This window comes from Collinsella sp. 4_8_47FAA (genome assembly GCF_000763055.1).
Classification (GTDB): domain Bacteria; phylum Actinomycetota; class Coriobacteriia; order Coriobacteriales; family Coriobacteriaceae; genus Collinsella.
Genome location: NZ_KN214134.1, coordinates 239,954 through 260,487, shown reverse-complemented (window position 1 = coordinate 260,487; position 20,534 = coordinate 239,954). Strand labels below are relative to the sequence as shown.

Here is a 20,534-nt window from a genome sequence, read left to right as displayed (position 1 = left end):
CACCTCCTCTACTTCGCGATGATTCCGGTTACTATGGCCTGCGGCCCGATCGTCTCGACAATGCAGCGGTCGCCCGCCTTGGCGCTTGAACAGCCAGTGGTCATCGGTAGACCGGAAAGCGTGGCCCCCGACATCGAGACGGTAACCTTCGCGTCGGATATCGATTTGACCGTGGCGAAGCCCATGGAATGGCCCGAGCCGCCTTTCGGCGTGAAAAGCTCGGCGAGCATGTCGCCCGCGTTGCTTATGTCGTTAACGTTCAAAGCGTCTCATCTCCAATTCCATCGGGCATCCTCCCACGAGGGTGAGAGTCTGCTTCCTGATTGCGAAGTTCCCGCTGATACCCTCGCTTGGCCAGCGCACGTCGATAGCGTCGGAAATGCCGACGGGCGCGTAGATGTGTGTGGCCGTTAGGCGGTGGATAGCCGATTGCTCTGTGGCAAGCAGGCTTTGCGCCTCGGCATTCGCGTTTGCCTGCCGCTCGGCTGCTGTGCTTCCGTGAGGAAGCTCGCTTCGCGTGTAGGAAACCGCCTTGCGCCAGCCACGGCGCACGGTCGAGTACTCGCTGTTCGGGTCGGAGTCGATGGCGGTGCCGCGTATGCTCTCGTCGCTCGTCGAGTAGTCGATATGGACGACGTTCGCTACCTTCGACTTGTCGAACTCCTCGGTGCCGTCGTCCACGAAGCGTGCGCCCTTGCCCTCTTCCATGACCATGGTTGGCGCTCGCTTGTCGGGCTCGATGTACTTCCGCAGCAGCACTCGGCCCAGCGGGTCGCATGAAGCGGAGCTGAACCCAGCCGCCGCGAGAAGCGCGTTGACAGCCTTTAGGCGGGTTCGGTAGTTGCTCTCTCCGTTTCCGATCGCTCCGACCACCCACGCCGTCGTGAGCTTGAAGTCCGATTGGTCGGCGATCACCTCAAGGCCGGCCTCGCGCAGCAGCTTCGCCGCATAGTCAACGGCGTTCGTGCCGGCGGGAACCGATCTCGGCTGGTCGAACTCGTCCTCGTCAACTTCGGCCAATCGCCCGGAAAGGTCTGCCTCGGCCAGCGCCTGGCCGATCGGGCGCTTCGGCGTTGACACGAGGAAGGTTCCAAGAGGCTCAAGGTGAATAGAGCCATCTGGGAACGCTGCCTCAAGGTACACGCGCAAAAGGTCGCTCCCGAGGTCTAGCGCGCCCTTGTAGCTGACCTTGCCCGTCTCGTAGTTGGTATCCAGGTTGCGCTCGATCGTCCCGCCGTTGCAGATGTTCCTAAGCCGCTCGACGTCTAGGTTCGTCTTGCGGTCTACGCGCATGTAGCGGTAGGACGATGCGAAGCGCTTCTTCCAATCAGGCATTGTTCGGCTCCTCGAATACGTCGTGCTCTATCTTCACGGATGCCGACCAAAGCCCAGGCGCTTTGAGCGATTCGCTGAACGTCATCGCTCCGAAGGCGCGCTCGCCAGCGAGGCCGCGCCACCAGCCCTGCCATTGGCTCTTCATGGCGCGTCGGAAGGCGTCGTGGCCGTCGCGGCGGAAAAGGCACGAGGCGGATGTGGCAAGGTCGCACTCGTCGAGCGGGTACGACATCGGAAGCCCGCCGTTCTCCCCGCCGTCGGCGAAGTGGTAGCTCTTGTAGCTGCGCGCCGCAGACGTGGAGTAGCCCGCATCAAGCTCCATCTTGATGAGCGTTGACGCATCCTGCCCGAAATTGAGCGCCATGCAGCTCGCAAGCAGCTTCGCGTCGATCTCGGCATACGCAGACGTTCCGTTCGCGGCCGTGCCTGTTGCGCGGTACTTCATGTCCGCATTGAGCGGCGGAACGCGGTCGATCGTCTCCTGGGCATCGAGCAGGCCGCTTGCCAGCGTGCTTGAATCATCGTCGTAGATTCGCTCGACGATGAAGCTCTCGCACTTCGCTGCGCTGCCAAGCACAAGCTCGTGGCCATCGCACGTGATCGTTCCCAACATGGGAAGCTCGTTGTTGTCCTCGTCGTAGGTCATCGGGCCGATAAACGTCGTTTCCTCGACGTTGTAGGCTGAAACGCCGTTCTCGACCTTCACGTGGCATGTAAGGTCGTCGCCGTAGGAAACGGTGACCACCGGCGTCGCAGGTTCCGCCCAATGCGTCCTGAATCGGCGCGTGGCGGTTTTCGACAACCCGGAGCCGCCGACGACCACAAGCGTGAGCATGTAGTCGATGCCGTTTTTGATGGTCGCGTAGCTGCCGAACTGCACGGGCTGCAAGCTCGTGACGTCTGCGGTGGCGACAACTGCGCCGCCGACCTCGGCAAGGGAAAGCGTTGCCTGGGCGATGCCCGTCTCGTCGGACGCGGCCACGCTTACGGTGAGCGGAACCTGGTCGATCAGGATGCCATCGGTGGCGGGCGATGCCACCCAGCACTGCGGGTAGTCGGCGACGACGATCGCCACATATCCAGACCATGCGCCCCAATCGGCATGGAGGCCCTTGGTGCGCACGCGCGCCTTCCAGTTGCCTTTCGCGAGCGCCACGGATGCGCTTTTGGCGGTCGTGTACGACTTGGTGATCGTCTCTGGGCCGCTGAACTCGATCTGCGCGGCGGTCTGTGCCGAGCCGTCCTGATGGTTGGGCACCCATGCCACGCTTGCCGCTGTTCCGGTCGGCACGACGGAGCTTGCGGTCACCTTCGGGGCGAGCGGCGGCGTGATCGTCGTGACGGAGTTCGATTTGACCCACGAGGAGGCAAGGCTTCCGCGCTTGGCCCTGACCCCGTATACGACCGTTCCCGCAGGAGCGGCCTTGTCGTGCAGGTCGAGCCAAGCGGGGTCTTCACCCTCGGTGCTGGCCGTTATGGACGACCATGTGCTGCCGCCGTCCGTCGAGCGCTGGATGTCCCATGCGGCTGCATATGTCCAAGCACCGTAGACGCGAAGCGTTACTTCGGTGGCGCCCGCCTTAACGGCCTCCACGCGCGATGGCGCGGAGGGCGTGGTGTAGGCAGTTCCGCAGGACACGTGCGTGGAATTGCCGCCAGGGCCGTGGGCGCAAAGGCGGTACTCGTATTTATGGCCCGGCTTCGTGGAGTTGTCGGTGTAGTTGGTCACGTCCCACGACACGTCGGCAATATTGACCCATGAGCCGTCGTCGGTGCGTCGATCGACGTACACGCCAGCCCAAGGGTATGCGCCGTCCATGCCCGTGTAATCGACGTCCCACGTGATCTTGTGCGAGGTGTCGGAAACGCGAGCAAGCTTCGGATTCCTGGGCGGATGCGGCTGCGAGTACCCGCGCTGGGGAATCCAAGCGTACTCCGTTGCCCAGGCGTCGCCGCCCGCGCTGCCGTAGTAGTTGTTGTACGTCTTGCCGTAGACGTGGATCTGCACGGAGCAGTTCCAGCCGCTGGCTCCGCGCCCGACGTCCACGGTGAAGGTCACGGCGTCGCGCGTGGCCCAGTTGCCGTAGTTGTTGAGCAGCACGTCGCGCGACCTGTAGGTGACGCCGTTGACGATTACGTCATAGTGCGTGCCGTACTGCGCGGCGTACTTGTCTTCGAGCGCGGCGGTGACTGTGATGCGCGAGGTGGTGTCATTGACGGTGTTCACCGCATCGACCGAGATGTAGCCGCAATACCAGCGGTTGAGCCCCGCGATCTGGATCTCTCTTGTATAGGTTCCCACGTCTACCTCCTCGCCGTGGAAGAGCGGCGTGCGGCGGATACCAGCACGTCGATGGCGTTAGCCACCGCGATGTCTGCGTCTGCCGTGTTGCCGTCGATGGTCATGTAATAGGTGTCGCCGCCGGCCACCGCTCCGACTGCGGCTGCGGCTCCGGTCTCGTAGGTGACATCAGGCCCGCCGAACGACATGCTCAGCTCGTCGGCGAAGCCCGAAACGGTGTCCTTCACGCCCTCGAAGCGCTTCTTGAGGCCCGTTTCGAGCGACTGCATGATCCAGCCGCCGTTGGGGATCAGGAGCCTCAAGTCCTTGCGCTTCGGGCCTTTCAGGCTCGCGATCGTTCCGGCGATGCCGGACACGAAGTCGTAGACGCCGCCGATGGTCGACTTGATGCCGTTGAGCAGGCCACTCACGATGGAGCTGCCGGCGCTGTAGAGCAGTGAGCCGAGGTTGCCGAGTGCGCCGACGATGCGCCCGGGGATCGAGGAAACGAAGCTCACCACGGAGTTGATGCCGCTCGAAACGCCGTTGGTGATCCCGCTCCAAGCGTTGTTGAGGATGCTCTGCACGGTGCTCCATGCCGAGTTCCAAAGGCCCTGCACGGTCGAGAGGCCGCTTGAGATGAACGACTTGACGTTGTTTATGCCGCCCTGCACGACGGACTTGATCGTGTTCCAGAGGTTCGCCACCCAATCGCCGATCGCCGACCAGATGGAATCCCAGACGCTTTGGATCAGCGCAAGGCCGTTCGTGATGACCGCCTGGATGAACACGACACCGCCGTTGACGATGTTCTCGATGATGATCCATACGCTCGAAGCGAGCGCCTGGATGCCGTTCCACACGCTGCCCCAGTCCTGGTTGATGATGCCGAGGACAATCGTCACGATTGCCTGGATGGCGTTCATCGCCGCCGTGACGATTGCAGAGATGTACGGCCAGACGGCATCGATAACGGCCTGGATGGCGGCCATGGTTGAGCTGAAGATCTCGACCATGACGGGCAGAACCGTGCTGATTATCGTCTGGATCACCGTCAGAACGCCGGTGATGACCTCTTGGATAACGGGCATGTTGGCCGTTATGAGGTCGGTAACCTGCTGGATAATCGGGCAGAGCGTCGTCGTTATCACGAGCGCGATCTGGCCCACCGCGTCGATGATCGTGCTGATGATCGGCACGAGTCCCGAAACAATGGTGGCGATCACAGGGGCCACCGCAGCCACCAGGCCGCCAAGTGCGAGCGCGAAGCTGTTCACAACGATAACGGCGGCGGCAAAGAGACCTTGGAGCGGTTCGGCAAGCCCGGTGAGCGACTGGAACGCGGGGGCAAGCGATGACGCGATGCTGGATGCTATGCCGATGATTTGGTTTCGGAACGCCTCGTTGGTGGCCATGCTGTAAGCGAAGATCGCCGCAAATGCAGTGATAGCGGCAACGGCAACGGCGGCAGGTGCGCTCAGCGCCGCAAAGCCTGTGGCAACACCCTTAATTGCAGGAATGATCCCGCCCGTGAGCGAGTTCGCCAAAGCGCCGAGAACGGGGATCTGGCCGATAAGCCCGCCGAGGGATACGGCAGCGAGCGCCGCAAGAGCAGCAGCGGCAACTTGTCCGCCCGTGCCGAGTTGCGACAAGTCTACGCCCTTGATCTTCTCGGCCAGCCCGTCGAGGAACGTGCAAAGCTTCTCGACTGCTCCGCCGGTGCGCGTGAGGTTGCCCTGGGCATCGTAGGTGACGCCCAGGAATTCGCCGAAAGCCGTGGAAAGCGGCTTGAGGGCCGCGCGGCACGAGTTGAGAACCCCGCGGATGGAGTTGAACACGGGGATGGCGGAGTCCTTGAGCGGGGTCATCCAGTCCTGGCCGATCTTGGAAAGCGCCGCCTTCATGTTCGCCATGGAGCCGGTGAACGACTCGTTGGCTGCTTTTGCGGAATCGCCGAAAGACGCGTACATGGCGTCGGAGAACGTCTGGAAGTCGATCTTGCCGGCTGTGACCATGGCGGAGACCTCGTCGGAGGACTTGCTGAGATAGGTGGACAGCACGGAGATCGCGTTGATGCCTCGATCGGTGAACTGGGCCACCTGCTCGCCCGAGAGCTTGCCGTTGGCGGCAACCTTTGCCCAGATCGACGAGAGGTCGCCGAGGTCTTGAGAGAACGTTGCGGCTGTGCCGACGCAGCCGTTGAGGGCCTTTTCCATGTCGGAGCCTGCCGCGACGCCGGAAGCCGCCAGCTGCGCCGCAGCCGTCGCTGCTGTGTCGAAGCCGAAGGCGGTGCCGTCTACGGAATCTTGGATCGTCTGGTAGAAGTCGCCCCATTCGAGCTTCATGCCCTTGAACATGGCCTGCGCCTTCTCGATGTTGAGAGCGCGGCTCATGCCGCCGGTCGCGGCTAGCGTTGTGACGCCTGCGGTCACCGTGCCGATCGCGGTGGCGATGGACTTTCCGACGCTGCCGAAGCTTGTAGCGAAGAAGCCCGCCACCTGCGAGCCTACGGACTTGGCGGTGTCCTTGAGGCCGCTCAATTTGGATGCGGACTTGTCGAGGCCGCCGTCCATGTTGGAGCCGTCGTAGGTTCCCTTTGCGGATAGAACGTAATCAGCCATTCGGTTTCGCACCTCCCCATGGCGTCCAAGGCGGGTTCTTGCGGTATTGCTCCTTCAGAGCGTCGATCTCGGCGTGGGTGAAGTCCGTCTCGCGGAACTCGCCGTTGCGCTTCTGCCAGAGCTTGTAGGTCTTCTTGGAAAGGCAGTTGGCTACGGCGACCTGAACCGCATCCTTGAGCAGGTTGGAGTCGCGAACCGTCGCGGTCTCAAGCTCCTTGCGCACGAACATGAGCTGGACGGGCGTGTGCTGGGCGTACTGCTCGTAGTCCCAGCCGAGACGCGCGGCGAAGAACGCGAAATCGGCCTCCCTGTGGAACAGGGCGGCGTCTTCGGCATCCTCGCCGCGCTTTTGAACGGTCTTGAAGTACTCGAAGCCCGTTAGGCGAGTGAGAGCGCGTTCTGTGCGCCCATGAATAAAAAAGCGCAGTCGCGCTGAAGGGCCAGCATCACGGCCTGGTACACGGCGGGGTAGCCGTTGGCCTCGATCAGCTTGTTAACAATCTCCTCGCCCTTGTTCGGGATGAAGTAGCCGCCGCCCACGAGCTTCAGACCGTAGCCGGCAATGGCGGAAAGCTCCTTGAACGTGAACATGCCGTCGTTCTTGTAGAAAGAGGCGATGATGGGCGTGTGGCGTTCCTCGTAGAGGTCGATGCGCTTTCGCGTGAAGGCGATCTCGCACTCGCGCCCCTTGACGGTGAACGTTGCGCGCTCCATCTCTTCGATGTCCTGCTCAAGCTCTCCCTTGAACTCCTCCTTGACGGAATCTTCGAGGGCGTCTTCCAGCTCCTCGTCGGACTCGTTGCCCTCGATGAACTCGTCGAAATCCTTCTCTTCTGCCATTCGTGTGCTCCTTAGTCGTTGGTGACGGTCACGGTCGCTGCGGTGATCTGGTCTTCGGTCGCGGTCTCGTAGAGCCACGGCTTGCCGGAGCCTTGGAACTCCATGGAATAGGTGGTGTTGTCGTCGTTCGGCGCCTCGAAGGTGTCGGAGGTGACAATCGCCAGGCCCATGCGCAGGGGGACGTACTTGGTGTTCGCGGTTGAGCGGATGCGCTTGCAGATCTTCAGGCAGAGGTAGGTGCCGTCGGCGAGCGCCTTGGCGACCATCTTCGTGGCCTCGTCGTCGGGCGAGTAGAGGCCGTCGATGGACGCGTCCCAGTCCTTGTTGCTGGCGAAGCGCAGCTTCCAACCGCCGATGGCGTCGTCTTTGGTGGCCGCCTCGGTGGTGTCCTGGTTGAGGTTGAAGGAAAGCCCCTGCTGTCCCGCCACGGCCAGAAGGTTCGCGCCCGTGCTGTCTGTCACGAGCGCCACGATGTCGTTGCCGTTGAGCGCCTTTGCGGTGGCGGAGTCGAAGTCGCACCCAACGAGCTTGTTGTCGGTAACGGAAGCCATTGCGGCCCCTTTCTCGTTATTTGACGCGGAGGCCGTAGCAAACGCGGAAGGTTACCCCCACGATCGCGTGCCCCTCGTCGGTTTCGTCTTTCTTGAGCGTCTGCACGCCGTCGAAGGTCGTGCGGTATAGGGAGAACGGTTCGGGCAGCTCGAACCCATCCGCAAGCGCCTGCTCAAGGCGCTGGATCATGCCGAGAACCTTTGCGTTGCTGTACGGGCGCACAGGCTCGCTTATGCAGTGAACCCATACGCTGATCGCGTCGATGTACATGGTCTTGGTGTTCTCTGGCTGCGTGTTCTGAAGCTCCACGCTGTATAGCGGAGAAGCCCTGTTTTCGGGGCTGTCGTAGCATTTCGTGCCGGTGCCCTGCTCGATCGCGTCAATGAGGCAACCGAGAAACACGGCCAGGCTTAGGCGCTGCACTGCTCGCGGCATCGTTCCTCCTTAGAGCTTCTTCAGCTGGTCGATCAGGTCTTGCTTGAAAATCGGGCGCTGCGTGTCCACGTTCCGCTTGAGGAACCGCTGGCCCTGCACGTAACCGCCGTTCACGGTTCGGTGGCCGTACTCGACGTGCGGCGCATAGCTCTTCGTGTAGCCAACGGTGTCTCCCGAGTGGCCTAGCGACATGCGCAGCTCGCCGTGCGGCCCGCCCGGCCTGGTCTTCTCGGTCGATACGGGCGTTCCGCCGTCGGCTTTGCCACGGTTGAAGATCTGGGCCATGTTCTTCGTGATGACCGCATCGAAGCGCACGGAGGAAAGCCGCTTCAGCTTTCCCGCGAGGTCGTTCACGTCTTGGATCACAAAACCCATGGCTTGAACCCCTTCACGGTGAGGACGGTCGTATCGCCGTCCGCTGATACGTTCGCCAGCTCGTAGGCGTGGCCCTTCACCTCGACCGCGCACATTCCGCCGAAGTCTGCTGCGGGCCTCTTGGTGAGCAGTGAGCGGGTAACGCCGTCGTAGGCGTTGCCCGCGTTGTCTGCCTTGACCTTGTGCCACGGGCCTACGCGAACGAAGAAGTCGAAGGCGGACACCTCGGAGCACACGGGGTTGTGCAGCTCGTCGGTGCCCGTTTGCTCGCGCTTGATCGCAGCCGCCCTGTACCACCTCATCGCCGCGCCCCCATGAACTTGATGCCCTTGGGATGGCACGCATCGCGCAGGGCCTCGATGTCGGCGGAATAGGCGGACAGCACGTCGTCAACGAAGGAGTTCGACATGCTGCCGCCGTCCGATGCAGATTCGGAGGTGCTGCCCTCGTAGCCGCGCAGGCGCAGGGCCTTGATCGCCGCATCCACGGCGATCGACTCGGCGAGGCGCGGCAGCTCGGCCACCTTGAGACGGATGCACAGGCGGTCTGATACCGTCGCGATCATCTCCTCGATAACGGCGTCTGCCGGCACTGCCTCGTCTTCCAGGTAACGCGCCTTTACGCGGTCTGCGAGGGATGCCATGGCTAGCCCTCTACCGGGCGATCGCCATTTTCGAGCGCCTGCTCGGAGGTCGTGTCGATGGTGGCGATGATGTGGCCGTAGACGTTGGGAAGCACGGGGATGAACAGGCCGGAGGCCTTAGTCCACGTGGCAACCGGGTCTTGGGTGTCCCAGCGAACGCAGGTGACGTACTGCTCCTGGCGCTTCTCGTCGAACGCGCCGCCCTGCTCAAGCTCCTCGGGGGTTACGCCCCAAAGGCCGGTGCCAACGGAGCCGTCGTAACCGACGGAGCACATGACGAATTTGTCCTCGGGGAAGAAGCGGCCCTGGGTAACCTTCATGGAGTCGGCGGCGGTGTCGATCACGCCGTAGCGCTCCTCGTCGATGTTCAGCGTGAGGCCGTTGAACTGCTGCGCGAGCAGGTTGTTGACCTGCGCGAGGCTCGGCAGGATGCCGGCACCGTTGATGCCGAAGATCGCCTTCTGCACGGCTGCGTTGCGCTGGATAAGGGAGAACACCTTCTTGGAGGTGATTGCGACGGTGGGGGTCTGGCCCTTGCCGTTGGCGATGGTCACCCATTTGTCGATGTCGCCGATGATGTCGGCGTCGGCGACGGCCCACTTGGTGGCTACCTTCTGGTCGCTGGGGACGCCGAAATCGACCTCCATCGAGACGTTGTTCTCGTTGATGGTCATCTTGCCCGTGGAAAGGGCCTCCATCTTGGCCTTCTCGACGCGGGCGACGACGGACTCTGCCATGCGGGCAACGTCGTCGAAGCAGTAGCGGCGCACGGAGTCCATCTGCATGTCGAGGCCGCGCGTGACGAGGCGCAGGCGCTCGGTGAGGTTGATCTTCTCCTTGATGAGCAGCTGCTCGGTGACGACGCGCTCGAACGGAACGCGGGAGGCGATGTGCGCCTCGGTGTCGAAGCCGTGGATCATTGCCACGGTGGGAAGGTTGCCGTTCTCCACGATGCGGGAGTACTCGGCCTCGATGTACTGGGTCTTTTGATCCGGGAACAGTCGGGAGCCGAGGTAGTTTCGCTGGACGTTGAAGCCCTGCGAGAAGTCGAGCATGTCGCGCTCGGTGATGAGCTCGGAAATGGGACGCATCTAAGCTGCTCCTTTCTTACACGAGGTAGAGGCCTGCGGCGGCGAAGTCCGCCTTCTTGGCCTTGGCCTCGGTGGATACCTTGTCGGCCTTGAGTCGGCCCTGGAAGATCACGGCGACGGGGCACTTGTCGGTGTCCGTCATGTCGTAGTCCTCAAGGAACACGCCGAACTCGTCGGTGCCGGTGAACAGCGCACCGGCCTTGATGATCTTGCGACCGTCTACCTCCTTGGCCATGGCCTGGGTAGCGGTTCGCGTCTTAGCGACGATGCCCACCTCGGAATCGAGGATGCTTTCGGACTCGCCGTAGGTGAACGCCTTATTGAGCGGCATCTTTCTTTCCTCCGTTCATTCGGTTGCTGTATGCGGCTGCGAAGCTCGCGCCGAAGGATTGGGGCTTGCCCTCGCTGCCCGTCTTGGGCGGTTCGCGCTTGAGCACTTCCTGCACTGCGGCGTCTACCGCCTTGGGGAAAAGCTCCTTGACCTTGGAGATCGCGGCGTTGGTGTCGTCCGCCTTCTCCGTCACGAACATGGAAAGAAGCTCGTCGCCGAGGTCGATGCCAGCGGCCTTCAGCTCGGCGCGTGCAACGCCCATCTGCTCGGACAGGTTGATGCGGCGCTCAAGCGCCGCCTTCTCGGCGTTGGCTTTCTTGAGCGCGTACTGCGCACGCTGCAAGTCGTTCATGCCAGCAAGCTTCTCGGCCTCGCTGCGCTGGTCGTCTGCCTCCTGCTTGATCTGCTCGCGGATTTGCTTCTCGATCTGCGCACGCTCGCGCGAGATGCGCTTCTTCACGATCTCGTCCACGTCGGCGTCGGTGTAGGTCTTGCCTTTCGGCTTTGGCTTGCCTTCCTCGCCATCGTGGCCTTCGGCTTCACCTTGCTGGCCGTCGCTGGGGTCTGCGCCGTCGGTTCCGGTCCCATCGGCCGCGCCTCCTGCACCCTCGTCTCCGCCTTGCTGCGGCGGTGTGAGGTTTCCGCCAGCTACGCCGGCGAACTTCTGTCGGTTTCCGTCCTTTGCCATGCTTCGCACCCTCCATAAGGTTTCTCGTGGCTCATGCCTGCACGTTTTCCGTAGCTTTTAGCGGGTTCCACGCCTGCCCGAACCGTGGCTTTTATCGACTTCAACGCTCGGTCGGTCTTTGACCATGCGAGTGTCCTTCATGCGTGAGATTCGCTAGTCAGGCGGGTTCCAGGATGTCCTCAAGGCGCTCAAGCGTTGGCATCTCAAGCAGGCGCATGACCTCGCGCCCGCCGTCGGTGACGACCACCATGGGAACGCGGGTGATGCGTTCGGCGTTGTTCAGCCTCTCCATGAAGCCGTCCCATGCCCGGTGAACCCTCACGCGCCCCGGGTACTCCTCGGACAGCGGCTCTATGACAGCACGGCGGTACGCCTCGCATGACGGGCACCCAGCGCGGGTGATGTATTCGATCTCCATGGCTCCTCCTTGACGCAAAAGAAAAGGCCCCCGTGTTGGGGGCCTTGATTGTGCCGTTGAGGTGAGATGTCTATTCGGTTTTCGCCTGATTGTTATCGGTGCAGCGCCTTGTCGCGCTTTCTTATGATTGTCTCGGCCTCTTTCTGGCCGATTTCGTCCAGCCATAGGTCGCCGCTTTGTGTTCCGAACACCTCGGTGTCGAACACCCAGCGCCCGAGCGTGAAGTCGTAGGTTTCGCATACCTGCTGCTCCGCGTCGAAGCGTGACACGCGCCTGCGGGAGTCGTCTGTGTAGTAGATCATCTGCGAACCTCCTCGATGTTCGGCGGCGTCTTGATCCTGGCGGCGTTGTCGGCCATCTCGCGGCGAAGCTCCCACTTGCGCTCAAGCGGGGTGTCCTCAAGCCGCTCCTCCTCGTAGAGCGCGTGGTTGCGCTCCTTCACGTCGAGGCTCTGCTTCGTGTGGAACTGAAGCTCGAACTTGAAGCCGTCGGGCGTCTCGAACTGCGTGTTGACGCCACGGTAGGCGCTTGCCGCGTCACCTAGCGTGTTCTTGACCTTGATTACAGTATAGCCTGCCTTCTCAAGCGCCTGCCTGATGCGCGCGAACTCGTCAGCAAACGACTCCACGGGCAGCACGTAGGTGTAGCGCAGCACATCGTTTATGCCATCGGATGCATCCTTCTCGCTCACGTCGAGCTTGTGCGAGTCCGTTCGGATCTTCCGCGCCAACGACTGCTGGCCCTTGAGCCTGAAATCAAGTCCCGCCAGCGTCGAGCCGGCGCGTTGAAGCGATTCGAGCAGGGACGTGGTGGCAGGTTCTCGAACCATGGCATTTGATCGCAGCGTCATGGCGTGGGTCGCCGAATCTCCGCCGCGCTTTGCAACGTAATCGTCGATCCACTTGTCCCAGTCGGCAACCTCAAGGGTGTACGAGCAGCGGCACCACGGGTGCATCGGCGGGAAGTTCGTGCCCGGCATGCGCTCGGAGAACTTCGCCGGGTGCTGCTTCTGGTAGGACTCAAGCTCGCGGCACACCTCGCAGGCCCTGCCGTCGTGGATGCACGACAGCGCATAGCTGTCGAACTCCGACTCGTGCACGCGTGCCTGCGCCTCGTTGAAAAGGTACGTTCCCTCTGTGTACACAAGGCGCATGGCGGTCTTCGCGCCGCTGTGGTTGAGCCTCTGGCGAAGCTCGCGCGAAATCTCGTCGTACGAGACGCCGCGTGCGATCAGCTTTGAGAAGTCGTCGTTGAGGTAGCTCGCCAGCTTCTCGCGGTTCGCCCAGATGTTGGCCGAGAAGTCTCCGCCCGCCGCCCAGGCAGCTCCAACCGTCGCACGCACGACCTCGGAGTCGTAGCGGTAGAACTCCTTGCCAAAGCCAAGCTCCTCGGCTGCGATGTTGGCGGCACGCCGCGCCTGCTCCTCGAAGTGCCTGCGGAACTCCTCCTGCTCGATCGCACCGATCTCAAGCTGCTGCAAGCGTATCTGCATCTGGATGGCCTCAAGCTCGTTCAGGCGGTAGATGCTCTCGCGCACCGGCATGAGGTCGGCGTACTGCGGGTACTTCTTGGCGAACTCGTCCATGCGCTCCATGAGCAGCGTGCGGTCTTCCGCGCTGATTGATTGCAGCAGGCGGCGGTACTCGATCACCTTGCCCTCGCCGTACTTGGCGTAGTAGGCCGCGATCATGCGGTCGAGCTTCGCCGCCTCGGATGCGTAGACCTTGGAAAGCCGCTTTGATAGATCGGCCTCGTCCTTGGTCAGCTGCTGCAAGAACTCGTCGCGCCTCTCGCGCCAGTATTCGTCGCTCGGCTTACTCATTGGAAAGCAACAGCTCGATGATCTTGTCCTTGGTGGCGTTCTTCGGGATCTTCACGCCGCTGTTGCGGGCAAGCTCGCGCAGGTCGTTGAGCTTCATGCTGCCAAGCTCGCCGCTGTCCTCTGCCGGCTGCTCCTTGGCTTCGATTTCGCCTGGCTGCTCGGCAGGCGTGACGGCATCCATTTCCTGCTGCGGTTCCTTTGGCACTGTCTCGGGCTGCTTGATGCTGTAGGTTGTCATATCGACTAGGCCGTAGATGCTCACGAGGTCTTCGCGCACGTATCCGCCCATCGTCAGCTCGACCCAGCCGTCGGCGACGGACTCCACCCGCGCCGCCGACATGTTTCCCATGGTGCCGATGATCTCGCCGCCCGGCTCCTCGCGGATGGCAAGCTGCTTGCCTCGGCTATAGGTCGCTACCTTCATCGTTGGTTCCTTCCTCTTGGTTGGTCTCGATCGTTCGGTTGGTTGGATAGCCATCGCTTACCGCGTTGGCCTTCTCCTCCTGCTCGTCTCGCTTGCGCTGCATCTCGGCTTTGGGATCGCTCACACAGGAGAGCACGGAAAGCTGCGTTTCCTCGGACACGATGCCCGAGAGCTGCCCAGCAACCGATGCCTCGCTCTGCAAGTCGTCGGGCATATTGCGGTGCATGGTCACATCGACCATCTGCCAATCGTCGCCGCTGAAGCCCTGGCTCAACGGATAGGCGGCTAGGAGCTTCAGGCGCTCCTGCACGCCGCGCTTGAACTTGCGGTCTTTCTTGCGGGCGAGGTTGCTCATGGGCATCATGCGCATCTTGAGCGCTATGCCAGAGGCGGTGACGAAGCTGTCGGAAGTGATGTCGGGCACCATCGCCATCTTGAAGATCAGCTGCTCAAGGCGGTTGATAAGGTTCTCCTGCACGGAGTCGGCGTTGGGCTTCGCCAGGAACACCACGTCAAGGCCCTCCAAGGACTCGCCGAAGAGGTTGATCACCTTGTTCTCGCGGATGTTCACCAGCTCGTCATCGGTAAGCTCTTTGCCCTTGACCACGAGGTAGCAGTCGCTGAAGTACTCCACGTCGTTCGCCTTCTCGGAAAGCACGGCGTTGTACTGCTCGACCATGGAAAGCACGCCCTCGTAGAGGCCGCGCCCCTTGGTGTTCTGACGGAAGTCGACGGCGGGCACACTGCCGAAGCTGTGGCTCTCGGCCTCGCCGAACTCCAAGCCGGCATCGCCGCGCCTGAACGGCACTACCTCATGGGCATCGGAATAGCTGCCCTTGATAGCGCCGTCGTCGCCGTAGAACCAGCGGACGAAGAACATGGGGCGCTTCAGCACGGAATCGTCGTAGACCATGAACGAAGTGAGCGGAGACACCGCGATGGATCGCGGCAAGCCCTCGTCGTCTTGGTACAGCATCTCGTAGGCATGGCCGAACTTCGACGCCATCTCCGACAATTCAGCGTCCACGTCCTCCTGGAAGTTTCTCGCCGTATAGTCGGCGATGAACGCCTCCACGGCCTTCTTGCGCCCGTCGTCCTCGCCCTTGACCGAAAGCGTCATGGGCACGCCGATGTAGTAGCCCTCGAACGTGTCCGTGATGGTGTAGCAGAAGTCGGCAGACAGGCGGTTGTTCGGCTTGTAGCCGGGCTTCTTGCGCCATGATCGGTCGAAGATCGCGTAGTGCGTGTCGTACACCTTGTCCAGGTACTCGTAGCGCGGCTTGTGGTCTTGCTCGAACTCGTCAACCAGGCGCTGAAGCAGCTCCTCGGTCATCTCGGTTCCAGCGGGCAGGCGGAAGTCGTCGGTGGACGGCTCTCGCTGCATCTGGTCGTAGTAGAAGGAATGGAACTCGTGGCTCAAATCAGATACCTCCCTTGAAGGTCTTTATGCCGGGTCGGTTCTCCCATTGCCTGATCGCGGACGCCAGGGAGTCGGGCATGTCGTCGTGCGCGGCGTTCTCGTTGTAGTCGAGCACCTGGTTCAGCGCCTCTGCGTCAAGCGGGTACTCGTCGCAGTCAAGGAACCGCACGTTCGCCCACTCGCTGCGAAGGTGCGTGCTGATCTTCAGGTACTTGTTCTCCTTCTCCTGGTATCCCACGCACGGCCTGCCGCGCTTTAGGATGCCCTTGCGCAGGTACCCCTTGTCGGCGTTCATCTCGCAGTGGATCGAGCCGATGCGCAGCGCCTTGCAAATCCCGATGATCTCGTCCAGGCAGTCGTCCACGTGCTTGTGCCACATGCGGATGAGGCAGTACCAGATGCCGCCCCTGTTGCATATGGCCGTGAAGGCCGTGAAGTCCGCGCCCCCGTAGCTCGCGTCGATGTGGCCTATGCCGTCTCGCAGAAGCTCAGGCTCCTTGAAGAACTTGGCGTTGGTGAACATGGCGTCCTCGTCGGCGATGTGCTTCAGCTCGTAGTTCGCCGCGAACAGGGACGGCGACATGCTGGCCCGCACCTGCTCGATCTCCTCGCGGCTCATGAGGCCCGTCTGCCAGCAGTCCCAGCGGCGGATGTTCGGCATCAGCTGGAACGCGTCGTCCTTGTGCCACGGCGTGCCCGTGCTGAAGATGCGCCCGCCACGGTTTCGGATGTTCTGCAACTCCTGGTAGATCAGCTTGATGCGCTCGCGCTCCGCCGCCGACACGCGATCCTTCACGTTCACGATGTCGTCTGTGAACACGCGGTCTGCGTGCTTGCCGGTCAGTGACCCTCCGCATCCCAGGCCTAGCAGCTGCGGAGCGCCAGACACGCCCTGCTTGAGGTTGGTGGATACGGACGACTGCGTGGCCCTCGTAAGCTCAAGCTCCACGCCGTAGAGCATGCGCACGATGCCGCGGAAGTAGTCGGTTTGCAGCACGTTTGCCGTGGCCGCCATGACCTCCGCCACGTCGTCGTCCGTCTTGCGCAGGAACATGGATCGCAGGCCGGGGAACAGCACGATGATAAACGCGAACGAGATGCCTAGGCACGTGGTCTTGAAGCTGCCACGGTGCGCCTGGATCGTTTCGTCGTCGGTACCGAAAACCATGTCCTTGATCCACTCGTTGTGCAAAGACGTCAGCTTGTCGAATCCGAGGCGCACGGCGATGTCAACGGGGCAGTCGTACACCAGGTCGATAAGGTCAGCCCTTGTCGGCATTGCGCTTCGCCTCGATGAGCTTGCCGATCTCGTCGCAAGCGGCCCCGATGTCGGCGGATACCTCGATTTGCTCCACGGGCTTCTCGCCTGCGGTGTCGCGCAGGAACTGGATGGCAGCTATATCGCCGCGCATCGCCTTCTTGGCGACCTTGAGGATCGAGATCTCGGAAACCGTGAGCTTGCGGTCGGGGTAGTCCTCGAAGCTCAGGCCCTCCAAGTCATCCAGCTGCGCGTCCGTTCCCTCGAACGGCATGTGCAGCACGATCTTGGCTATCTCCTGCATCTGCTTCTTCTCGCGGCGCTTCTTCGCAGCCGCCTTGCCGGCCTTCGATGCTGCGGCCTTGCGCTGCTCTGCGGTCTGATCCCTCTTGGGCTTGATGAGGTTCTGGTCGTTCACGGCGATCAGTCCTCGAACGTGAGGCCCATGAAGGCCAGGCGCTTGTGAAGCTCGGCCAGCGCCCCGAAGTCGTTGGAGCCGTAGACGAGGGCGTGGACGATGGCCGTGTCCATGACGTACTGCCGCTGGCGGTCGTCCCAATGGTCGCTGCAACGGTTTGAGCGCCACGCCTCGAACCACTCGACGGTCTCCTTGGGCCAGTCTGTGTCTTCGGGCAGCGTCGGCTTGTCCTTCTTCGCGGCCATTTCAGCTCCTCTCTATCGGTTGTCGTTTTCAGATGGAAAGGGCGCAACGGCTAGCGCTGCGCCCGGGTGCCCCCTCTAGTAGGAGGAGCGGCCAGAAGAGCTGCCACGGCTGCGGCTGAACGCAGAGCGGACTCGGTTGGCGATGTTGCCTGCTGCGGCACGGATGCGACCGAACATGCCTGCCTCCTCTCGTTTTCGGGAACAAAAAAGGCGACCCGTAGGTCGCCTTAGATTCTCCTATGCGCGTGAGATTGGCCTATTCGCCCATGGCCCCAAGGATCTTCGAGCCGTCCATGTACAGGTCGCCGTACTTGGCAAGCGCGTACTCCCTGATGAAGCTTTCAAGGTCGTCTGAATCGCGGAACACGCACACAACGTGGTAGACGCTGCTCCAAACGTTCTCGTAGTAGGGCTTCACCTCAATCGCCTGGAATGCCTTGAGGATTGCGTTCGCCTCGGCGAAGCTGTCGGCTTCGAGGTCACCCGTGGGCTCGATCCCGGCAAGCGGGTTCGGCACGGGTGTGCCCTTCTGCTCCTTGGGCTTGAACTGCCGCTTATTCTGCAAGCCGATTCGCTCGGTGAACACGGGGCGGATGACGTCGCCGTAAGTCCAGCCGTCCTCGTCGGCCTTTACCAGGTCGGCGAACTTGTCCCTATCGGCCTGGTCATGGAAGCAGAAGCAGATCCAGAAGCCGGAATCGACGGCCATCTGGAAGCGCTTCTCCTCGCGCTTCTCGCGGTCTCGGTACTCCTTCTGGTGATCGGTGAGCTGCGCTGCCTCAACGGCCTTCTTCTCGGCCTTCGCCTTCTGCGGCTTCTCGAACTTAAAGCCCATAGTGCGCCCACCTCTTCTCGTCGGCCTCGATGAACGGGTACCACTGCTTGACCACCTCGAAGTCCTTCGGGCGCTTCTCGCGCAGCGGCTTCATGAATCGCATGTCCAATCCGTCGAAGCTTCGCCCGAACAACTCGTAATCAGGCGGCAGGCCGATTCCGCGCCTATCGATCGCCGCCATCACTTCAGATTTCGTCCAGTCGGCAACCACCGACGCCTTGCGCGTGGTGAGCTTCATGAGGCCGTGCTTGGTGAGGCTCGCGCGGCGGTAGGGGTTGTCGCAGGCGCGAACGCCATCGCAGAACCACGTGTCCTCTGGAAGCCCGAGGTCTTCCAGGATGAACGGGCGCATGTCGTCGTAGCCGAACACGGGCATGTTCGCCGCTTCGATCACGTCGCAATGCTCGGGGCTTTGGAACACGCAGTTGTTGAGCGTCCTCGACCACCTGGGATGCGGGTACTGGTGGATCTTCACGCCGAAAACGCCCTCGATCGTCTTCACGTTGTGCTCGACCATCGGAAGGCCTGGGATGGACCAGTAGTAGATGGGCACTACCTCGATACCCTCGTCCTCAAGCGCGATCCACGCTGCCAGCGAGTCCTTGCCAAGCGAGCAGGACAGCACGACGGGCCGTCCCTCCTCCTTGAGCTTGCGCCTAACCTCGGCGCTTGTTGGCTGGCCCTTGATTATCGTCGGCATCGTCACTCCTCTCGGTTATCTCTATCGGCTCTCCCGAGCCGTCGAGCACGAGCTTAAAGCCCATGTGAGAAGCCATCTCGGCCAGGCCGGACGCTCCGAGGTCGGAACCTTGCTTGAGCGTGTTCCCGATGTAGTTGCGGCTCTTGCCCATCGCCTTGGAAAGCGCGTACATGCTCATGCCCGAGCGGTCGAGCATTTCCCTAAGCGCCTCTGTTGGTGTCATTCACCCTCCCTTCAGATCTGATCACTATTGCACATGATTATAGCACAGTAGCTAAAGTGCTAGCACATTTATTATTGTGTGCATATTGTGTGGCCCAGTAGCTATTGTGCAATTCTCACTTATGCACAGTAACTATTGTGCAATACTATCAACTGTCAGCAGGGGCCACAGAGGCCACCAGGAAGCCGACAGGCACCTATAAAACCGAAGAGAGGATGCAGCATGGCAGGGAAGCAAGAGAGCTTGGATCTGATGGTAGGTGGTCAGCTGGTAAGCAACCACACGATCTTGGCCATTGTAGAGGGCATGAGAGCACGAGGCTACTTCAGGAAAGGCCCCCAGGGCCGAAAGGATGGCCTAGAGCTTGCAACAGCCCTGAAGCTTGTCAACGAGTACATGGCCTACCCAGACCTTGGCAGGTACACAGTGGAGGCCACGAAGCACAGGCCAATACAGGAGATCCCCAGGGCAGATTACGAGCCGGTGGAGATCATGAGGGCTTGCGACAACTATCTGGCCCAGATCACCGAGGCATTCAAGGCCAACAGCGACGAGGAGGCCATTATTTACATGGTGAAGGATCTGCGAAAGCAGGTCATAGCCGATGGCATCGAGTCAGGGGCCTTAAAGGTCAGGAAGTACTTCGGGAAGCATGGCTTCTACTACATGGACGATCAAGGCAAATGGCAGAGTGCCAAGGTCATTGATTGGAACATTGGCGAGGTTAACCCCATCAGACCGGCAGAGCAGGCGGCCTAGGGCAAGCAGGAGGCCCCGAGAAGGGGCCTCCCACGACAACACACAGGAGATCATAACATGCAGAAGCTACTCACGAAAGAGCTACAGAAGAAGCTCCCGCCCCTTTACTCACAGCCTTGATTATCAACTTCATCCGAACACTTCCCACATTCATCCGCACATGTGCGGATGAATGTGGGAACCCGATACCCTGAGGGCCGGACCGGCCGGCCCCGGGAGATCGGAGGACGGCATGTCCGGAAAGAAGAATAGGGGCTCCGCGAGGGCGGTCCCGAGGGCCTACGGAAGGCTCACGAGGCACGAGCGGGACACGGTCCAGAGGATGCTGGAGCGCGGGGCGTCGTGCAGGGAGATCGCGAGGGAGCTGGGCAGGTCGCCCTCGACGGTGAGCGCCGAGGTGGCGTCGCACAGGTTCGTGACGGCGCCGAAGCCCAGGCGCGGCGAGCGCGTGGACGCCTCCGCCGACCTGTCGGCGGCCTGCCCGCGCCTGGCCGCGTGGCCGCGATGCTGCAACGGCTGCGGCCGGTACCGCGCGATCGGCTGCAAGCGCCGCCCCCACGTCTTCTACGAGGCCCGGGCCGCGCAGCTGTGCGCCGACTCGGTCCTCGTCTCGTCCAGGCGCGGGATAGACGCCGACGAGCCCGCCGCGGCGGCCAGGCTGGAGGCGATAAGGGACTGCCTGCGCCGGGGGCTCTCGCCCGAGCAGATGGCGGCGCGCAACGGCGGCCCGGTGGACCTGTCGCCGTCGACCATCTACCGCTGGGTCTCGGCGGGCTACGACGGCATGACCAACATGGAGCTCAGGCGCAAGGTCGGCTAC

At 62.0% G+C, this 20,534-nt stretch carries 27 protein-coding genes; 3 read left to right on the top strand and 24 right to left on the bottom strand.

Annotated elements, in window-relative coordinates:
* Positions 1-8 precede the first annotated feature (8 nt).
* From HMPREF9463_RS01285 to HMPREF9463_RS01270, 4 genes are read right to left on the bottom strand one after another with little or no spacing between them, the layout of a single operon-like run.
* Entirely contained in the window at positions 9-263 is a 255-nt protein-coding gene (locus HMPREF9463_RS01285) for a hypothetical protein (protein WP_035136719.1), read from the bottom strand.
* On the bottom strand, positions 253-1,335 hold the full coding sequence (locus HMPREF9463_RS01280; protein ID WP_035136718.1) for a hypothetical protein: 1,083 nt from the start codon (positions 1,333-1,335) through the stop codon (positions 253-255). The genes HMPREF9463_RS01285 and HMPREF9463_RS01280 overlap by 11 nt, the downstream gene beginning before the upstream one ends.
* Positions 1,328-3,637 carry a fibronectin type III domain-containing protein gene (locus HMPREF9463_RS01275; protein ID WP_035136717.1) on the bottom strand — a complete coding sequence of 770 codons (2,310 nt, stop codon included), beginning with the start codon at positions 3,635-3,637 and terminating at the stop codon, positions 1,328-1,330. The genes HMPREF9463_RS01280 and HMPREF9463_RS01275 overlap by 8 nt, the downstream gene beginning before the upstream one ends.
* Before the next feature lie 2 nt (positions 3,638-3,639).
* Positions 3,640-6,237, bottom strand: a complete 2,598-nt coding sequence (locus HMPREF9463_RS01270) for a phage tail protein (RefSeq protein ID WP_035136716.1) — start codon at positions 6,235-6,237, stop codon at positions 3,640-3,642.
* A 46-nt stretch (positions 6,238-6,283) separates the two neighbouring features.
* Here HMPREF9463_RS01270 and HMPREF9463_RS11025 point away from each other — a divergent pair, with 46 nt between their 5' ends.
* On the top strand, positions 6,284-6,619 hold the full coding sequence (locus tag HMPREF9463_RS11025) for a hypothetical protein (RefSeq protein WP_198019887.1): 336 nt from the start codon (positions 6,284-6,286) through the stop codon (positions 6,617-6,619).
* On the opposite strand, the gene HMPREF9463_RS01260 is transcribed toward HMPREF9463_RS11025, so the two are convergent.
* From HMPREF9463_RS01260 to HMPREF9463_RS01165, 20 genes are all read right to left on the bottom strand, one after another.
* Positions 6,616-7,077, bottom strand: coding sequence for a hypothetical protein (locus HMPREF9463_RS01260; protein ID WP_035136713.1), 462 nt, complete (start codon positions 7,075-7,077; stop codon positions 6,616-6,618). The two genes, HMPREF9463_RS11025 and HMPREF9463_RS01260, sit on opposite strands and share 4 nt — an antisense overlap.
* A gap of 11 nt (positions 7,078-7,088) precedes the next feature.
* Complete coding sequence (locus HMPREF9463_RS01255; protein ID WP_052043992.1) at positions 7,089-7,628, bottom strand: phage major tail protein, TP901-1 family; 540 nt, start codon at positions 7,626-7,628, stop codon at positions 7,089-7,091.
* 16 nt (positions 7,629-7,644) lie between these two features.
* Positions 7,645-8,064, bottom strand: coding sequence for a DUF5072 family protein (locus tag HMPREF9463_RS01250; RefSeq protein WP_052043991.1), 420 nt, complete (start codon positions 8,062-8,064; stop codon positions 7,645-7,647).
* A 9-nt stretch (positions 8,065-8,073) separates the two neighbouring features.
* Entirely contained in the window at positions 8,074-8,439 is a 366-nt protein-coding gene (locus tag HMPREF9463_RS01245; protein WP_052043990.1) for a hypothetical protein, read from the bottom strand.
* Complete coding sequence (locus HMPREF9463_RS01240) at positions 8,427-8,741, bottom strand: hypothetical protein (protein WP_035136711.1); 315 nt, start codon at positions 8,739-8,741, stop codon at positions 8,427-8,429. The genes HMPREF9463_RS01245 and HMPREF9463_RS01240 overlap by 13 nt, the downstream gene beginning before the upstream one ends.
* Positions 8,738-9,082 (bottom strand): hypothetical protein, encoded by a 345-nt coding sequence (locus tag HMPREF9463_RS01235; RefSeq protein ID WP_052043989.1) that lies wholly within the window; start codon positions 9,080-9,082, stop codon positions 8,738-8,740. Before HMPREF9463_RS01235 ends, HMPREF9463_RS01240 begins: the two co-directional genes overlap by 4 nt.
* Before the next feature lie 2 nt (positions 9,083-9,084).
* A complete protein-coding gene (locus tag HMPREF9463_RS01230; protein WP_052043988.1) occupies positions 9,085-10,173 on the bottom strand; it encodes a major capsid protein in 1,089 nt (362 codons plus the stop codon).
* 16 nt (positions 10,174-10,189) lie between these two features.
* Positions 10,190-10,504 carry a hypothetical protein gene (locus HMPREF9463_RS01225; protein WP_035136710.1) on the bottom strand — a complete coding sequence of 105 codons (315 nt, stop codon included), beginning with the start codon at positions 10,502-10,504 and terminating at the stop codon, positions 10,190-10,192.
* Entirely contained in the window at positions 10,491-11,192 is a 702-nt protein-coding gene (locus HMPREF9463_RS10315; protein WP_052043987.1) for a DUF4355 domain-containing protein, read from the bottom strand. The genes HMPREF9463_RS01225 and HMPREF9463_RS10315 overlap by 14 nt, the downstream gene beginning before the upstream one ends.
* A 157-nt stretch (positions 11,193-11,349) precedes the next feature.
* On the bottom strand, positions 11,350-11,610 hold the full coding sequence (locus HMPREF9463_RS01215; protein WP_035136708.1) for a thioredoxin domain-containing protein: 261 nt from the start codon (positions 11,608-11,610) through the stop codon (positions 11,350-11,352).
* A gap of 92 nt (positions 11,611-11,702) precedes the next feature.
* The gene (locus HMPREF9463_RS01210; RefSeq protein ID WP_035136707.1) at positions 11,703-11,912 is read right to left on the bottom strand and encodes a hypothetical protein; all 210 of its coding nucleotides are present in this window, start codon (positions 11,910-11,912) and stop codon (positions 11,703-11,705) included.
* Positions 11,909-13,432, bottom strand: coding sequence for a minor capsid protein (locus tag HMPREF9463_RS01205; protein WP_035136706.1), 1,524 nt, complete (start codon positions 13,430-13,432; stop codon positions 11,909-11,911). Before HMPREF9463_RS01205 ends, HMPREF9463_RS01210 begins: the two co-directional genes overlap by 4 nt.
* On the bottom strand, positions 13,425-13,856 hold the full coding sequence (locus tag HMPREF9463_RS01200; protein WP_035136705.1) for a hypothetical protein: 432 nt from the start codon (positions 13,854-13,856) through the stop codon (positions 13,425-13,427). The genes HMPREF9463_RS01205 and HMPREF9463_RS01200 overlap by 8 nt, the downstream gene beginning before the upstream one ends.
* Positions 13,837-15,276: a phage portal protein gene (locus HMPREF9463_RS01195; RefSeq protein WP_052043986.1), complete on the bottom strand. Its 1,440-nt coding sequence runs from the start codon at positions 15,274-15,276 to the stop codon at positions 13,837-13,839. The genes HMPREF9463_RS01200 and HMPREF9463_RS01195 overlap by 20 nt, the downstream gene beginning before the upstream one ends.
* Before the next feature lies 1 nt (position 15,277).
* Entirely contained in the window at positions 15,278-16,555 is a 1,278-nt protein-coding gene (locus HMPREF9463_RS01190) for a hypothetical protein (RefSeq protein ID WP_035136704.1), read from the bottom strand.
* Positions 16,539-16,952 carry a hypothetical protein gene (locus tag HMPREF9463_RS01185; RefSeq protein ID WP_035136703.1) on the bottom strand — a complete coding sequence of 138 codons (414 nt, stop codon included), beginning with the start codon at positions 16,950-16,952 and terminating at the stop codon, positions 16,539-16,541. Before HMPREF9463_RS01185 ends, HMPREF9463_RS01190 begins: the two co-directional genes overlap by 17 nt.
* A gap of 5 nt (positions 16,953-16,957) precedes the next feature.
* A complete protein-coding gene (locus tag HMPREF9463_RS01180) occupies positions 16,958-17,197 on the bottom strand; it encodes a hypothetical protein (protein ID WP_035136702.1) in 240 nt (79 codons plus the stop codon).
* A 256-nt stretch (positions 17,198-17,453) separates the two neighbouring features.
* Positions 17,454-18,032: a hypothetical protein gene (locus HMPREF9463_RS01175; RefSeq protein WP_035136700.1), complete on the bottom strand. Its 579-nt coding sequence runs from the start codon at positions 18,030-18,032 to the stop codon at positions 17,454-17,456.
* Positions 18,022-18,732, bottom strand: a complete 711-nt coding sequence (locus HMPREF9463_RS01170) for an adenine nucleotide alpha hydrolase family protein (protein WP_148334132.1) — start codon at positions 18,730-18,732, stop codon at positions 18,022-18,024. Before HMPREF9463_RS01170 ends, HMPREF9463_RS01175 begins: the two co-directional genes overlap by 11 nt.
* Entirely contained in the window at positions 18,689-18,955 is a 267-nt protein-coding gene (locus HMPREF9463_RS01165) for a helix-turn-helix domain-containing protein (protein ID WP_148334131.1), read from the bottom strand. The genes HMPREF9463_RS01170 and HMPREF9463_RS01165 overlap by 44 nt, the downstream gene beginning before the upstream one ends.
* A 222-nt stretch (positions 18,956-19,177) precedes the next feature.
* On the opposite strand from HMPREF9463_RS01165, the gene HMPREF9463_RS01160 reads away from it, so the two are divergent.
* Positions 19,178-19,714 carry a hypothetical protein gene (locus tag HMPREF9463_RS01160; protein WP_035136697.1) on the top strand — a complete coding sequence of 179 codons (537 nt, stop codon included), beginning with the start codon at positions 19,178-19,180 and terminating at the stop codon, positions 19,712-19,714.
* Positions 19,715-19,946: 232 nt separating this feature from the next.
* The coding region (locus tag HMPREF9463_RS01155; protein WP_035136696.1) for a helix-turn-helix domain-containing protein at positions 19,947-20,534 on the top strand (588 nt) is incomplete at its 3' end.